The sequence below is a fragment of the Mycobacterium asiaticum DSM 44297 genome (assembly GCF_000613245.1).
In the GTDB taxonomy this organism is placed as follows: domain Bacteria; phylum Actinomycetota; class Actinomycetes; order Mycobacteriales; family Mycobacteriaceae; genus Mycobacterium; species Mycobacterium asiaticum.
The window spans coordinates 107,724-122,411 of sequence record NZ_HG964939.1 but is presented as its reverse complement, the minus strand read 5'-3'; the positions used below and the strand labels follow the sequence as shown (position 1 = coordinate 122,411).

Sequence of the window (14,688 nt, the reverse complement as noted above, 5' to 3'; positions counted from 1 at the left end):
GGCCACCATTCACTATTCGGATGGCGGTGATTAGGGCGTTGGCGATCGCATCTCGTCACGAATCGTCGCCACGGCTCTGTTGTCGTCCTCGTTATACGACAGCAGCCACGCCTTCGCTGCGGCCACTTCGGACTGGTCGGCCGACGTTTGCACCGTCGATAGGTGGGCCTGGGAGGCCGCCCCGCCCGCGTTCTCAACGCGCCAGGTGAAACCGAATAGCGGTGCGACCTTTTTGATGCTGGTTCCGCGCAGCGATGTGAAGTGTTGTTTGAAGACCTTCTCCATGTCGACAAACACCCCGTCGTGTCGGTCGTCAGTACCGCTGCCTCCCCGGTCGCCAATCAGGTCGCGCACAGCCTCCGCGCCGAGGATGCGCTTCAGATTCGACCACTCCGGATGCGACCAGTGGAATACTCGAAATGTCCCTCCGTCTGCTTCGGCGGCAACGCGCTGGTCGCGAAGCCAATGAGCGAACTGCTCGGCGAGTGCGTATTCGGACTCCTCATTCAGCGGTTCCCAGACGGTGAAGTCGGGAACGTAGACAGCCGTAGTGTCGTCGCGGCCGTCACGGACACGCGCTCCCCACATATACACCCGGCCCTGCTGGTCGGACTCGATGTCCAAGTCGACCTCCACCGTTGCAGTCGGCACGTCCACCGGGCCGTCGCTGTTCGGCCAGAACTCGACGCCGTGACGGATCATCGCGGCACGTTCAACTGCGGCGGCGAGGCGTTGACGGGCCTGTTTGGGGCTGTGGTGGGCGGCTTCCGCGGCGTATGCGGCGAAGAAGTCCCCGTCATCGAAGTTCAACTCGGCGAGATCGACAGTTGTGGTGATACCCATCGACCGGAGCGTGCCCCACTCGCGGATGTCCAGCCTGCCCACAGTGATTGCTGCCGATGGATCCTCGCCCATCGCCGCGGCGCACGGGGCCTCGTACGGACAGCTGCCACACTCGGCCTGCCCGATCGGGGTCACGAGTGGCGGTGGGTCGTCGGAATTGCCGACGATTTGGAGGGCCCGGTGAGCGACTTTCACACGGAAGCTGTGTTCGTGGTCATACCGCTCCAGCAGTGACCGCTTCGCTTTCCCGCGACTGCGTGAGTAGGTAGCCACAATCGGCTCCGCAAGGTTGTGCCATAACAGCACCCGTTCAGCGGCGGCGTCAGGCCGAAAGGAAAGCTCACTGGTTCCGATGGTTGCCCCCAACAGCAACTCTTCACCGGGATGCCGGCCGCATGCTTGCAGCATCCGCGTGTAGTGAGCCAACTGCATGCCGTCCTCGAACCGATGCGGCGTCGTCGTCCACCCTGTGACCGACTGTCGGCAGGAAGGTTGGGCGAGCGGTGACGCGACGGCCGCCGTTTTCTTGGCGGCCGTGAATGTCTTGTGGGTCTTCACGTCTCCGGGTAGATAGCCGCCGTGCACGCGGATCAAGAGGTCCGGACGACCGGTTCGGCCGCCGACCAGATCATCGGGCAGCCAGCCCCCGAGGATCAATCCGACGCCGGCATCCATCGCCGCCACGGTCGTCTCGATCGCGTCATCGCGTTGCAGATCATGATCGACGCGCGCGCAGTCGGAGTTAAATGCCATCAACTGTTCGAAGACGAATTTTTCGAACGCATTGCCTGCATCCAGACGGAGCTGATCCTCTGGTGCCGGGACCCACGTCAGGGTTTGCACGGCCGGCGAAACGTCGTTGTGCACGCGCACCGGGCAACGCTTCGCCGCGTACCCGTCCAACAGCACCGGATCGGTCACTCCAACTCCCCACCGCCGGAGCTTTCAAGCCCTCCACGAACATCATCGCCCAGAGGAAGAAACATTTTCAGGACCGCTTTCTCAGATGTACGAACTTCTTCGTGATCTGCTCGGGCGCAGGACGCGCCACACAGCGACCCAGACGGCGTCCGGATCGCACGTGCACTCCCACTGCTCGGGATTTTCCTTGGTGGGGGCGGCGTAGGGCTCGTGACCCCGCTGATGGTGATCGGCTACCCAATGCTCGCGCCACTGCTCACGTTTCATCGCTTCTCGCCCCACTCTCTTCGCCATCGCCGTCTACCTCCTCGGACCCTCCGCGTCACGGCACCAGCCCGGCCGCCTCGCACAGGATGTGCAGCGCGGCCACCGGGCCATCCGAGGGAGAATGTTGATAGTCCAGCTGCTCTTCGGTCATTTCGGCTCGCGATTCGGCGACTGGAGCGGCAATTCGAGCGGCCTGGCGGCCTGGCTATTGAACTACTCTTCGGCCCGTAGTCGCTGCTCCTCATGATCTCGGATTTGGTCGGCCACACGGAGGACCGGGTGGCGGTGACTGTGGAAGTGGCTGGGGCGGCCCTTCTCGCACAGCCATCCGGGGTATGCCACTCCTTCACGGGCTGCGGTTGGCCGATCCAGCCGCGCTCAGCACTCATCGCCGGGGACGCCCAGCAACGTACCGGTCAGCGATGAATAGCGGCGCAGGTGGGATACGTCGCGGAATCGGAGGGCTCGAAAGCGGTGGAGGGCTGGGCATGCGTTGAGCTGTAGGCATCAATCGGTCGTCCTCACCACGGAATGCCCCGTTGGTGGCCTCATGAAGACGCGCGAGGTCAACCGGGTATTGGAACACGCCGTCGTCACGGTAGTAGCCGTGCTGATAAATCCAGTGGCAGCCGAGGCATGCGGCAGCGCCGTACACCACGACACCAGGATGTCGGGTTGGCCACTTCGCGGGATCGATGCCGTGCACCGCCTGGTACGCGCGGCGCATTTCTTGGCGACGGTGCCAAAGATTCGTCGCATGGTCGATCCACCGTGGCACCACTTTCCAGTCGACAATCCAATGGACTTGCCGGGGGGGATGCAAGGCGTCGTACTACGGGCCCCACGTGGTCGCAGCGTACGACGGTGCGCGTGTCAAGGGCACCAACCCATCCGGACTCCGGGAACTATTCCGAGGCATGCAGTACTCCCGAAAGATTGGGCCTCCGTATGGGAGGCGCTCTTGCCGGGCACCGGTTGGTCCCAGGCCGCTTCGTCATCCGAGCCACCCACGAGCGTGGGGTTGGCGTGCCATCTAGTCGGAGCTTGTCGACGGCATCTCATGAAGCCCTCCCAGGTTACATTGAGCGTCCGACATTTTCAGCAGTCCTGACTGCGACCCCTCACGACCAATGCTTGACTGGCGGGTGGCCTAGATCGCCGTCATGCTAGTCCCCATGGTTAGCGGCGTGGTGACTCCGCGGTTCCTCGTCGTTGGAACAGCTCGGCGGGACGGCCCCTGCCGGCGGTGAGCGTGGTGTCTGTCGCGACGAGCTGGGGCTCCATCGTGCGGCGGAATGCGTCACGCTGCAGCTCTTCCCCTGCGACGGCTTCGTGGGCCAGTCGGAGTTCGCGCAGTGTGAATTCGTCACCCAGCAGTCGGTCGGGATCCGGCTCGCTTCGGTAGCGAACGCGCAAATCTTCGACGGCGCGCTCGATGATGATGCGGTGGTCGAAGCTCAGGCGTCCAGGAGCTGCGGCCGGCATCAGCCTGGTGGTCTCGGCGAATCGCGACGCAAGCCGGTCCCGCCGCACGACTGCGACATGAGCGACCGAGAGGACCCAGCCGCGCTCATCGCGATCTGGGTCGTCGAACACGTGTAGCTGGCGGGGCTGCAACCCACGGACATTGGCTTTCTTACGCAGTGACCGGTCAACGGCGTCGGCCAGTGTCTCGCGCTCGTGCAGGAAGGTGCCCGGAAGCGCCCAGCCCCGACCGTGTGGTCTTCGCACCTCGAGCACCACCAGCCCGAGGTCGGCATCCAGGGACAGCACCGCGGTGTCGACCGCCACCGAAGGGCGGACGAAGTCGGCGAGGGTGCGCCCCTGGCTGTCACGCCATGGGCGGTCACTCATGTCAGTGCTCCAGGGTAGATTCGAAGAATTAGCGCGATAATACGCAATATGGGCGCCGCGGGCCAAGCCCTGTGAATCTTAGCGTTTCGCGCTCTTGGCTCGCCCGAGCATGAGTGCGACATCTGCCCTGAGGGTCGGGAACCTAGCTCTTGTCGGATCGCTGGTGTACAGTGAGCAGTAATTAGCGCGAAAACGCGCAAAATCGCTCCTCTTGAAACGAGATGGTCGGATGACGTTCTACCAGAGGCTGATCACAAACACCGTCCCGTGGCCGGGAGTACTCGACGTGTCACTCCTACCCAAGACCACGGTCGCCGCCGGGCACCGCCTCGCCGACGCAGCAAAAACGGCCGACTGGCCCGTCGTGATGAAGTTGCTCGACGATGAAAAGGTCCTCGTCGCGCGCCAGTGGCGTCCCGGCGGCAAGGCCTTGTTCACGCCGCTGCATCAGGCGGCCTGGCACGGCTTACCTCCCGAAGTCGCCGACACACTGATCAAGCGAGGCGCACTAAGGACACTGCGAGATGCTGAGGGCCGCAACGCATTCGACGTCGCAGCTGAACACGACCAACCATACGATCTGCGGATGCTGCTCAAACCGCCACCCTCGCCGCTTGCACCTCACCGGGTCGACCAAATCAACGACCATCTCAACAAGGTCATCGACGGAAGCCTCGGCCAACTGTTCGGCACTAGGACGCCGCGCCAGAAGCTGCGGTACCCGTCAGTGGAGATCCTGCACGAGCTGCCTCAGTGGAGCGTGTGGTTCCCGATACCCAACATGCACGGGGGCTTCCACATCGAGTTGCGGTACCAGTACCTCGAGGTCATCAGCTGGAACCTCGAGCCGGGCGGTACACGGCAGATGCACGTCATCACCCACCAAGGCGCGGTCCTCGTCAACGAGGAGCCCGCATGAGCGACTGGTTCGAACACCTCACCGGTTTTCGCGAAAGCGACTACGAATCGACCCAGCGCCGCTTGCGCGTCGAGGGCGACGAATTGGTGTCGACGGCCAACGGCAAACGGTACGTGTGCGGAGACTTGTCGATTCCAACCCTGGCCGAACTGCGCTCGCGGGTGAATGTGGCTGTAGCGCAACGCAGCACCGTAGCCGCCGTCGTCGGCGACGCGCAAGCACTGCACGCCGATCCCGAATTCGCGGACGCACTGTTCCAGGTCGCCTCACAGTTCAACCTTCTGGAAATGGTCGGGCCCAGCGTCCGACCCGAGGACGGCGTGGCGCGATACGCCGGCGACCCTACCCAGGGCCCAGCGTGCGCGATTGCGGCCGGGGCCGCCACCATCTACCGCAACTACTGCGTGCCCGTCGGTGGCGGGATCGGGCAAACGAGCGATCGCCAAATCGACGCACTGGCCCCCTTAGGCCACGCGCTCTCCTCGGAACTCGGACGGCCGGTCGATGCTCTGTGGACGATGCGAAACGGCTACGCGTTGTGCACCTTACAAGGACTCAATGCGATTACCGATCTGCTTACCGACGCTACCGAGGATCTTCGCGACAATCTGCGAGGGCAACTCGCCATCGGCTTGCACAGCAATGTCGAGGTCACCGACTTGATGGAGCGCCCACGGCGCATTGTGTCGCAAGCGTTCTGCTCAGCGCTGCCCGTCGCCTATTCACCGATCCCGCGTCCTGCATGGGAATCGTTCGCACGCCTGGTTCTCGAGGCCGCCTACGAAGCCAGCCTGCTGGCGGCGGCGGAGCGGGCGGTCTGCGGCGGCTCGAATACAGTGCTGCTGACGCGGTTGGGCGGTGGGGCCTTCGGCAATTCCGACGCGTGGATCGATGACGCGATGCGACGCGCCCTGGCTGTCGTGGAACATGCCGGCTTGGATATCCGAGTGGTCGGCTACGGCAGCGTCCACCCCTCGGTCCGCGCAATGGTCGAAGAATGGAGATAACTATTTTGGTAGATAACAACATTCAGGCTTCTGCTCCATCATGGCCACACGACGAGGCCATCCATGGGTGGTGGGTGGAACCCGGTCGGTTACTCGCCGGCGAATACCCAGGCTCGCTTTCGGACCGGAAGGCGAGGCAGAAGGTTCGCCTGCTCGTCGAGGCTGGTATCGACTCCATCGTGGATTTGACCGAAGCCGGCGAAATGTCCCAGCCGTACGAAACAAAGCTGCTACACGAGGAGGCCGAGAAAGCCGGGCGGCCGGTACCGCGTCATCACCGGTTCGGAATCCGTGACAACGACATCTTGGCTGACGACAAGGGCTACGACAAGATCCTCGACTACATCCAAAGCGAGCTGGACGCCGGCAAAATCGTGTACGTGCACTGCTGGGGCGGTAAGGGACGCACCTGCACCGTCATCGGCTGCCGCCTCATCGACGGCGGGCTGGACTACCATGGCGCGATCGCCGAACTTAGCCGCCTGCGGGCGGGAACCAAGAAGGGTCACCACCACGTCCCGGATACCCGGGCTCAACACCAGGTGCTACGCGATCGAGCCGCCTGCCGCAACCGTGACGACACCCCGTGAGGGGGGTCGGCGGCGACCCGGGGCAAATCCTCGTTCCGTGTCGGGCCCACGATTGCGGCCTGACTGCGCCCCAGGGAAATAGCGGCGCCGTCACGGCCTAGCTATAGCTAGTGTTCGGTACTGGCCCAGTTCCAGCGACCGCGCTGATAGGGGGAGTTGGCTTGCCCCACTGGTGCTGGTTCCCCTTCCATTTCCCGCACCCACATGGGCATTCACGTTGAGAGCTGAGATGTCGTAACTTGCGCCAGTATGGCTGGTCAGTGAATCGATAGGCCTTGGTTGTTAAGCCAAAGTCATCAACGAGTCGAAGCGACTGCGTCAGGAGCAAACAGCCCATCTCCCCAACAGTCACCAACGTGTCAGCCGCCATGCTGGCCAGCGGGTAACCGCGTCCTTCAGTCTCACCATCGCTCTTGTCGACGGCCTTGGGCTTTTTCGTTATCCGCCGCAGACTCATGGCGTTGAAGGGATAAGACCGGATGGGACCTATATATGCGATCCGCGAGCCGACAGCTGGGTGAGCAATATTCGAAAGCCACGCGTAGTAATGATCGCGAAGGCCCTCTAGACCTGACTCCTTCTCCAACTTATCTACGTAAGTCATCACATTGATCGCGTCAGCCGTCCCAAGTTCCTTCATTCCCCGGTGTCCCGTCAGAAAGTCAATCAGGAGTGGGTTTAAAGCGTTGCGAATCCCTGCCGGATCACGGGCAGGGCGTTGCTTGAAGTTCGACCAAATCTCGGAGATGGCTTTTGCCTCATACAGCAAACAGGCGACCTCTTCGATAATCGCCCTAGCAAGGATGGCCGCAACATGAAGATCCCACTCAATCAAACTGCGAGAGCACGCTGTTGCCACTTCGACAAAGCGCCACGCGTGGTTGAGCCACCAGGAGATGAGCTGCGTATGGAGAGACGGCAGCACCACCGCCGCGACCGTATCGCTATCGCTGTAACTGACATTCTTCGACACATTGCCTACGCAGGACAGTTTTCCGCTCGCCATATCAGAGCAGCGCCAATGCTGCTGCGGATCACCCTGAATCGATTCCATCAAAGCTGAAACCTGAATTTTGGTTATCGGCTGGGTATTAATCTCAACATGCACCGCATCGTCAGTGAGCCGACGTAAGGGCTCGATGAGGGCATCAAGGTTTCTCAACTTCTCCGCGCGGCCTGCGCCCAGGGCCTCTTCGGGCGAGATGTCCTTGTCCCTCAGCATCTGTCAATAATAGGCAGCAGGTTTGCGCCAAATCGAACGCTTCTTGGCCGCCGTCCCGGCGCCAACTATCGGCCGGCTCTGCCGCGCACTGCGAAAGCACCTGCCGCACAATAGAATGATGATGCTTGACCGTCGACACCGGTCTGGCTCGCCCTCTGTGCACCACGGATGGCCCACTAGTTGGCTAGAAATACCAGCCAGAAGCCCCGGCCGAATCCTCCTCGGCGCGGTCGCGCTGGGAACCAAGCCGAAACTGGCGGTCGTGGCTGATGACCGGGAGCTAAGACTTGCGACGCGCCAAATGCGTGGCGTTCATCCAGCAGCGCATCCGCCACTTCTGTCGACGGCAGCGGCCCACCACCCTCCCGACCCGCACGGCGAAGCGCCGCGACCAATTGCAGCTCGGAATCGATGAATTCGAGGTCGTGCAAGCCGGTCAGCCTGCGTGGCTCCGCGGCTGTCTGCGGGGAGCCTACGGGTCGTTCCGCAGTTCTTCGCCTGAACCGCCGAGTGGCGCTTAGGCTCATGGACAACGTTGGGTCGTGACAGATCAAGGCATAATTGGGGGAGACAACTTGTATAGCCGATGTTCCGCAACACCGCCGCGACAAAATGGCGAGTCTCTTGCATAGCCTTGGAGCGATTCTGGAGCAAGCCACTGGAATCACCGCAACGTTCGACAACGGCGGAGAAGTGCTTAGCCCAAGGGGAGACTGTTGCCTGCCCGGATTCACTGTCAAGTTCCCCGGCGATCAACTGGTCGCCTTTGACCGGGTCGGCCTGAGGGTCGACGGCGACCACGTTCGCCTGCATGTGTGGCCCGCCGAACTCAAGGCTCAATACACGCGTGTCTACTCCGATCCGACGAAAGTCAAGGCGCTCATCGACCTGGGAAACCATCCCGATTGGACACTTCAGTCCAACTTCCAGTTGGCCTACCGATTCGCGCAACCAATCCAGCGGTGGTTCCCAGACAGGCAACTGTCCGGGCGGCAATACGTAAATCAGTGGATCGACGATTTCCGTGAGGGGTGCGCCGGAGCGCGAACCCGCGACCAGGTGGCTGATCCAAGGTTCTTCGACTGGCTCCTAAAGCGTGGCTACGCATGTGACAGTGAAAGGCGAAGCCTCGAGGATTGGGCGAACAAGCGGCCACCTCGGCAGCAGTTGCACATACGTCCGGGCATTGAGGTCCGTAGAACCTGGCCATACGCAGAAGCATTCGCACAGAACCGTCAGCGTGAGTTCGTTGCCGAAGTTCGCGAGGCGATTGATCGGGTGTTGTCCGCTCTCGATGAGCCAAAGCTCAATCTCATTCGGACGGATACCCACATCAAGGAGCGATTCCGCCGTGGGACGCAGCGAAATTCCGGGACTCCGTCATCGGAGGCCGCAGCAACCCAGAAGACCGCATGTCCGACGTGCCACATGGTCCACGCAGGCGAATGCCTGTGAGGTAGAGGTCGACTCGATGGCTATGGCGGACATCGTGGCCGATACTTCGCAGGGCCAATGCCCCAATCGGGGCACGCACCCCATTCAGGCATACCGCGAGGCGTGGCCCTCATGTCGGTGGCTTTCGCCGCATCCTGCAGACTGTCAACATCTCCTGATGACTGGCTACGACATCATCGGTGACGTCCACGGGTCCGCGACACACCTTTCGGATCTGCTCGAGGCTTTGGGTTATCGAGATGTCCGGGTCGTAGGGCCGGTTACGAATATGTCTGTTGTAGACCCCACCCGTGCGCCGGTTGTTCATATCGAGCCACCGGCCTATCGTCAGGATCGATACCGTGGCTGCTCCTGCGCGCTTGAGCGCCAACGCAGCTGACTGTGCAATGGCTTCGTGCGGTCTGGCGCTCTGCGGCTGATTCGCACGCCGTCGGCGCCAACGAACGGTGGCGCGGTTGGGGGTGACCAGCTCATCCGCCTGTCCGTAGTTGTGTGACGAGTGCACGCTCTTGAGCGAGTACGTCGTCCAGTTGTACGGGCGTAGGGCCGGGGGTGTCGTCCAAAGCTCGTTCGGCGAGTGCCAGGAATTCGCGCAGTTCATGCTGTAGGTCGTTTAGCCAAGGGTTCCTTCCTCGCATGCTCGACAGCATCAAAGCCAGCGCGCGACAGGGCATCCGGCGCAGTCGGAGTATTCGGGATAGTCACAGATAGGCTCTGCGTGTCGCGTGTCCATGTCACTCCGCCAACAGCGGCGTCGACAACGTCGGCAATTGGGTCGAGAGCGTTCGCCAACTCGGCGACCGAAAGGCGCAGCGTGAGCGTGTGTCCTTGCGTTGCCGTCCAGGTGGCGGGTCCACACGGTGTAGGTGCCGTCACTGGCGTCGTATTCGGACACTAGCGCAAGCGCCTTCTTGGCAAGCGCCACAACGGCTTCCGGTGTGGTCACGGTTTGATCCTCGGCGAACGCTCGGGTGTAGCCCTCGCGGTTGTAGAGGCCGACGCCGTAGCCATCGTCTGGCTCGACAGCCTCGCAGACGGTCATCGACGGGCCGTCAAAACCGGACCCGACCATCAGGTAGACGCCACCCTCCAAGATGCTGTCGTGGGAGATGAAGACGCGGCCCCCACCCGTGTCTTGGTTGCCGAACGGCACTGCGAACGTGGCCGTTAACGCGGCAGCGATGGGCCGGGTGTAGGCGTAGTTATCCCAATTGATCTGACGCTCCGAGTTGTGCCCATTTTCAATCTGGTTCAGTTCGGTCATTTTCCGCCATTCCCGGCGACGCCACCCTCGGGCGTCCACCACTTGCACGTGTCACGTGCCGGCTCTTCCCCTGGGGCACCGTGCGGTGGGGCGCGGTTGCCGGGACGGCGGGCCAGGTACCCAAACGGCCGTCCGCTCGTGAGCGATTCCAGGGTAAGGGAGGACCCCGACAGAACGGGGCGACCATCGATTCGGTCGTCAGTCGCGCCAGGACGACGACGGCGTCGGTTGCCCGCCATCGCCCCGTCGGCACCGGGGTACCTCAGCCATCGCTGAAACGCCCGATTCACCCAAGTGAGCCGCGGCCCAGTCGTCCTCCGTGAGCTTCAAGGCAGCGCGGTACGAGGGCGCAACGCCGTCGACTGCGGTGACCATCGAGTGCACGGTCGCCACTTACAGCACCGCTGAAAGGTCGGCCCGTTGGTCGACTTCCGAGCACGAACCGAGGGCCACGTCTCGCACTACACGGCCAAGGCGGCCGGGTCCTGCGGCTTGACGATTTCCAGGCGTTCCAGGCCGTGAAGCTCCGCTTTCGCGTCACGCGACAGCCACGACGGCGGTGTCGGTGCGTACGGAATGTAGTTCGGTGGTGGCTGGACGACCCTGACCGGACCAGCGAGACGAGGCACCGGTACCGGAACTGACTGACTAACGCCCTAGCACCAACCAAACCGCAGCCGGCGGTGCCTGACGCGCAGTGGTCGGCGGCGTAGTCGCACCGATGACGGTGCCTCGTCCAGCTATTGCCTTTTCGGTAGCGACGGTGTAAGGCTAAGGGCCACATGGAGGTTCGGGCACGTCGTCGTGGCCCAGCCGCGGCATCCCTCGCATTGCAGCGTTGCACATGAGGCCCGAAAACCACAGGCAACCGACTAGCGGGATTCGCGCGGAGTTTGCTTGATAAGGCGGGTCAGTAGTTCCCGAAGAGGTTCTCGTGCCGCTTACAGAGCGTTTGGGTGGCGTGGAGAAAGAACATTTCACCGTCGAAGGTGATCTGCCGCCGGTTGTGTTGCCGCCGTGGTAGTAGAGCCGCTCGACCAGTGAGGCCGCGGGGCCGGCCCCGCGCATAAGCGATGTCGTCGGCGAGCTGACTGAGCGGTGCAACGTGGGGCTCACGAATGCGGGCCAACTTCGCACGCAGGAATGCAGGATCGGCGTTGCGGCCGTTGATGCCTGGCATGTTGTGAGTTTGCCAGAAATCGCCTTTTCGCCACATGGCCCCACAACTTGTCCTAAGTCGGGTCCGAGGCGGTCTGCCGATCGCACGCGCCGCTGGCGCTAAGTTGCATGCTTGGCTATGTATCCAGTTGCGCACGTAGCTCTATGAGCTTCGCGTGATGAGCTACTAGACGCGGTGACTTGCCGATCCACGACGGCCGTGTTGCCGTTAACGCATCCCCAACCTCGTTATAGGCGGCGTGCAAAAATTGTTGCAGGTAAGTCCCGCCTCCGGCGACAGCGACGATGCGGTCGATACCTTCGGCGGCGGCCGCGAATCGGCCGAGGTGTAGATTCGCGATGACCTCGAAATTGTCGAACATGATGTTCTGATGCAAAGCGGAAACGCCGCTTCGTGCCGACTTGGTCAGGGTCAGCGCCTGAGTGAATTGGCCGTTCTTCAGTGACTTGTCGATCGTATTGATTACCGCTGAGTCTGGGATCTTCGACAGTAGTTGTCGATCAGCGATCGCGGCTAGTTGTTCGGCGAGCTCGCGAGCGTCGGAGGTGCCAAAGCTGTTGATTGACTGTGCTGCTTGGATTGCGAAGGCATAGATTACGTCGCCGCGTTTTGGCTGGTCAGCGAACTGCTCAAGTGTCGTTAGTTCCGCGATGGCGCGTTGCGCAATGCGGGCAGCCACGTCAAAACCTAGATTTCCTGCCACGGCGTCGGATATCGCGTCACAGGCGACCTTCGTGACCATACTTTGTGGAGCCACGGTCAGCGTAACGGTTGCGGACTCTTCGAGGACCTGCTCGAGTAGATCGACGCCTCGCTGGTATTCTCCGCGCGCAGCATAGCAGTTCGCGATCTCGGCCCTCAGAAAGAGCTTGGCGCAACGGAATACGTAGACAGCTTGAGAATCAGCGTTGTCGGTGACGGTGATGTCATCGGCAAGTTTGAGTATCCAATCGCCGTGTGTGAGTAGCTGTTCGACGGGGAAGAAGGCGCCTGTTCGGCGAAGTTCGATAATCCACCCGTATAGGCAACCCATGAACACAGCAAGCAAGGCGATGAGGTCGGCCTCATGGGGCGCGGCTTGCTGATGGATGGTCCGCAGGATCTCGTGAACGAGAGGGTGAATGTTGATGGTGTCACTCGCCGGGTTGGATGCGCCAGAGGCATCAACATAGCGGCGCCTTTGTGCGATGGTCTGTGACCTCAGATTTGTGAGAATCGCGTTTCGGCGCTGCTGACTAGCTTCCACAGGCGATGGTGGGTTAGTCAAATCGAGTGTCACAAAATCATTTTCGACGGTCTGTAGAACTAGGTTTAGCGGGATGAGTTCCGGCGCGAAGAATGCTGAATGATAGACAAGGAGCTGGGTCTCGCGCTTGTAGGCGTTGCCGGCGCCCGCGGTCTCTCCGAGCTGGCTGACCGCGAACCGAATTGCGGCGAAGGCCGTCTTGTCGAAGTCGTCGGGCTTGGCTGAGTCGTCGTCGAGGGCATCCTCAAGGCTTGCGAAGTACTTCTCTGAAAGTTGGCTAATGTCCTCGTCGGCATTTCGAAAGTACAATGCTGCCATCGCAATTGCGAGGGGAAGCCGTTCAAGGCGCTTGACGACCTCCCGGACCACGTCAGAATGAACCCCGGGTTTTAGGCCGGCGTAGGCCTCGAAGCATGCCGTTGCCTCATCCTCCGTGAAGGATCCGACATGTAGTCGGATTGCCGTAGGCGCCCAGCCTGTACTGTCGTTTGTGGTCACCACGACCAACCCGCACCCGCTTGTCGGAATGAATGGTGCTATATCCTGTCCCGATTGGGCCCCATCGAAGACAAGTATGAAAGGCCTTCTCCGGCAAGACATTTCAGTCTGGAAAGCGGCGCCGAGGTCGCTCACCGAAGGGACATCGACTCCTGCCGCGGCCAAGACGTCTTTGATCCTGGCTTGCACCAGATCGACCGAACGGGAATCGACCCAGCACACTTCTTCAAAGAAGTGCCTGTTGAGGTGGCAGAAGTCGGCTGCAATGGTGCTCTTGCCGAAGCCGGTGACACCGGTGAGTATCACAACCTTGGGGTTGCGCGTCGTAACTGACTCGGTGAAGAGCTTGGTGATCGTGGCCAGTTCTTCCGTTCGCGGGACGGCCGAGATCAGTCTAGGGACCTCGCTGAGTGGCATACCCCAGTCGAATCCCCTTAGAGCATGCGCTATTTGAGCATCCGGCAGACATAGCAAGGCCCTGATGTCTTCTCCGCTTAACCGACGTGGTGATAAATCAGCTGCAGATTCGAAGATCGAATCCATCAGAAGCGCGGCAAGGAGCTCAACCGAGCGTTCGCCGCGCCCCAACGCGTGGTCTTGGCGTAGTTCGCGGATGAGTGCCAGGATTGACTGCTTGATGGCCGGGGCACTTCGTTCATCGCGCAGTACCATCCTGCTTGGGTCTGACGTTCCGCCCGTTATCGCTTTCGCGACTACGGGATATATCTCTTGGTCGTCTGGCGACCTAGTCGGCGGCCCGCATGCGTTCAGAAGCTTTTTTGCGAGGGGCTTGTTGGTGAGGATCACAGCCTCACCGGCGTTGGTTCCCATTCGCTTGAAAATCGAAGACGCGTCGGAGTGCCTCAGCGGATTCATACTCGATGGAGTCTTTGAGGATTTGACCTGCACGCGGCGGACAACGGTGCCGTCGACTTCTATTGCGAAGTCGACGATGTCATCGTCAGCATCGCTGGCGGTTCCGAGGTCTGCGCGTGTCGGTTCGATTACCAGAGTGAGCCCACTGAGATCGTCGACACGTTCCGCGATGATGCGGAGAATTTCTTCCGCTGCTGCAAGGTACTGTCGTCGGAAGCCGTAGGCGGCAATCGTGCCGCCATCAGCAGTCACCGTCGACCCTCGCGGCTAGAAGCCGTCATTGTTGCCCCCACGACCCGTCAACATTGCCACGACGGAAAGCACCGCAAAATAGCCACAACCGGCCCAGCATTGGTCAGTCGTCCTTGTCCTCGGTAGCCCGGCGTCGCGGCCGCGGTGGGCATCCCGACGACCCCCGCGAACAAACGCACGATCAACACCCAGGTTCGCAGTTCCCACTACCCCTTCCGCGAATGTCAGGGGCAATCTCGTGCATCAGGCACTCGGCAGTCAACCATAACGAGGCGCCCAGCATCGGCCGCGCGC

General features: G+C 61.6%; 11 protein-coding genes and 2 riboswitches. Of the genes, 4 read left to right on the top strand and 7 right to left on the bottom strand.

All coding sequences use genetic code 11. The annotated features are described in order from the left end of the window. Positions 1–30: 30 nt before the first annotated feature. The 3 genes from BN972_RS24575 to BN972_RS24570 all read right to left on the bottom strand — a co-directional run bounded on the left by BN972_RS24575 (position 31) and on the right by BN972_RS24570 (position 3,885). Complete coding sequence (locus BN972_RS24575; RefSeq protein WP_036364204.1) at positions 31–1,764, bottom strand: ribonuclease H-like domain-containing protein; 1,734 nt, start codon at positions 1,762–1,764, stop codon at positions 31–33. A gap of 81 nt (positions 1,765–1,845) precedes the next feature. After that, a complete protein-coding gene (locus tag BN972_RS29360; protein ID WP_148305414.1) occupies positions 1,846–2,058 on the bottom strand; it encodes a hypothetical protein in 213 nt (70 codons plus the stop codon). 925 nt (positions 2,059–2,983) lie between these two features. Beyond that, positions 2,984–3,097: riboswitch (SAM riboswitch) on the bottom strand. 113 nt (positions 3,098–3,210) lie between these two features. Next, positions 3,211–3,885 (bottom strand): NUDIX hydrolase, encoded by a 675-nt coding sequence (locus BN972_RS24570; protein WP_036364202.1) that lies wholly within the window; start codon positions 3,883–3,885, stop codon positions 3,211–3,213. Positions 3,886–4,114: 229 nt separating this feature from the next. On the opposite strand from BN972_RS24570, the gene BN972_RS24565 reads away from it, so the two are divergent. Genes BN972_RS24565 through BN972_RS24555 form a run of 3 tightly spaced genes read left to right on the top strand, consistent with a single transcriptional unit; the run spans position 4,115 to position 6,401 of the window. Then, positions 4,115–4,804, top strand: a complete 690-nt coding sequence (locus BN972_RS24565; protein ID WP_051545792.1) for an ankyrin repeat domain-containing protein — start codon at positions 4,115–4,117, stop codon at positions 4,802–4,804. Continuing rightward, on the top strand, positions 4,801–5,811 hold the full coding sequence (locus BN972_RS24560) for a hypothetical protein (protein WP_036364199.1): 1,011 nt from the start codon (positions 4,801–4,803) through the stop codon (positions 5,809–5,811). Before BN972_RS24565 ends, BN972_RS24560 begins: the two co-directional genes overlap by 4 nt. Next, a complete protein-coding gene (locus BN972_RS24555; protein ID WP_051545791.1) occupies positions 5,802–6,401 on the top strand; it encodes a protein-tyrosine phosphatase family protein in 600 nt (199 codons plus the stop codon). The genes BN972_RS24560 and BN972_RS24555 overlap by 10 nt, the downstream gene beginning before the upstream one ends. Before the next feature lie 97 nt (positions 6,402–6,498). On the opposite strand, the gene BN972_RS24550 is transcribed toward BN972_RS24555, so the two are convergent. After that, the gene (locus BN972_RS24550; protein ID WP_036364197.1) at positions 6,499–7,623 is read right to left on the bottom strand and encodes a hypothetical protein; all 1,125 of its coding nucleotides are present in this window, start codon (positions 7,621–7,623) and stop codon (positions 6,499–6,501) included. Between the two features lie 561 nt (positions 7,624–8,184). Here BN972_RS24550 and BN972_RS24545 point away from each other — a divergent pair. Then, positions 8,185–9,078 (top strand): hypothetical protein, encoded by an 894-nt coding sequence (locus tag BN972_RS24545; protein ID WP_142277081.1) that lies wholly within the window; start codon positions 8,185–8,187, stop codon positions 9,076–9,078. 649 nt (positions 9,079–9,727) lie between these two features. On the opposite strand, the gene BN972_RS24540 is transcribed toward BN972_RS24545, so the two are convergent. From BN972_RS24540 to BN972_RS24530, 3 genes are all read right to left on the bottom strand, one after another. Beyond that, positions 9,728–10,342: a hypothetical protein gene (locus BN972_RS24540; RefSeq protein WP_036364193.1), complete on the bottom strand. Its 615-nt coding sequence runs from the start codon at positions 10,340–10,342 to the stop codon at positions 9,728–9,730. Positions 10,343–10,375: 33 nt separating this feature from the next. After that, a riboswitch (SAM riboswitch) is annotated at positions 10,376–10,486 on the bottom strand. Between the two features lie 766 nt (positions 10,487–11,252). Beyond that, on the bottom strand, positions 11,253–11,522 hold the full coding sequence (locus BN972_RS29970; protein ID WP_200869764.1) for a hypothetical protein: 270 nt from the start codon (positions 11,520–11,522) through the stop codon (positions 11,253–11,255). 115 nt (positions 11,523–11,637) lie between these two features. After that, the gene (locus BN972_RS24530; RefSeq protein WP_036364188.1) at positions 11,638–14,394 is read right to left on the bottom strand and encodes an NB-ARC domain-containing protein; all 2,757 of its coding nucleotides are present in this window, start codon (positions 14,392–14,394) and stop codon (positions 11,638–11,640) included. Between the last annotated feature and the right edge of the window lie 294 nt (positions 14,395–14,688).

Coding starts and splice junctions, on each gene's coding strand:
- BN972_RS24565 (WP_051545792.1), top strand. CDS start 4,115: ATGACGTTCTACCAGAGGCTGATCACAAACACCGTCCCGTGGCCGGGA.
- BN972_RS24570 (WP_036364202.1), bottom strand. CDS start 3,885: ATGAGTGACCGCCCATGGCGTGACAGCCAGGGGCGCACCCTCGCCGAC.
- BN972_RS24560 (WP_036364199.1), top strand. CDS start 4,801: ATGAGCGACTGGTTCGAACACCTCACCGGTTTTCGCGAAAGCGACTAC.
- BN972_RS24550 (WP_036364197.1), bottom strand. CDS start 7,623: ATGCTGAGGGACAAGGACATCTCGCCCGAAGAGGCCCTGGGCGCAGGC.
- BN972_RS24540 (WP_036364193.1), bottom strand. CDS start 10,342: ATGACCGAACTGAACCAGATTGAAAATGGGCACAACTCGGAGCGTCAG.
- BN972_RS29360 (WP_148305414.1), bottom strand. CDS start 2,058: ATGGCGAAGAGAGTGGGGCGAGAAGCGATGAAACGTGAGCAGTGGCGC.
- BN972_RS29970 (WP_200869764.1), bottom strand. CDS start 11,522: ATGCCAGGCATCAACGGCCGCAACGCCGATCCTGCATTCCTGCGTGCG.
- BN972_RS24555 (WP_051545791.1), top strand. CDS start 5,802: ATGGAGATAACTATTTTGGTAGATAACAACATTCAGGCTTCTGCTCCA.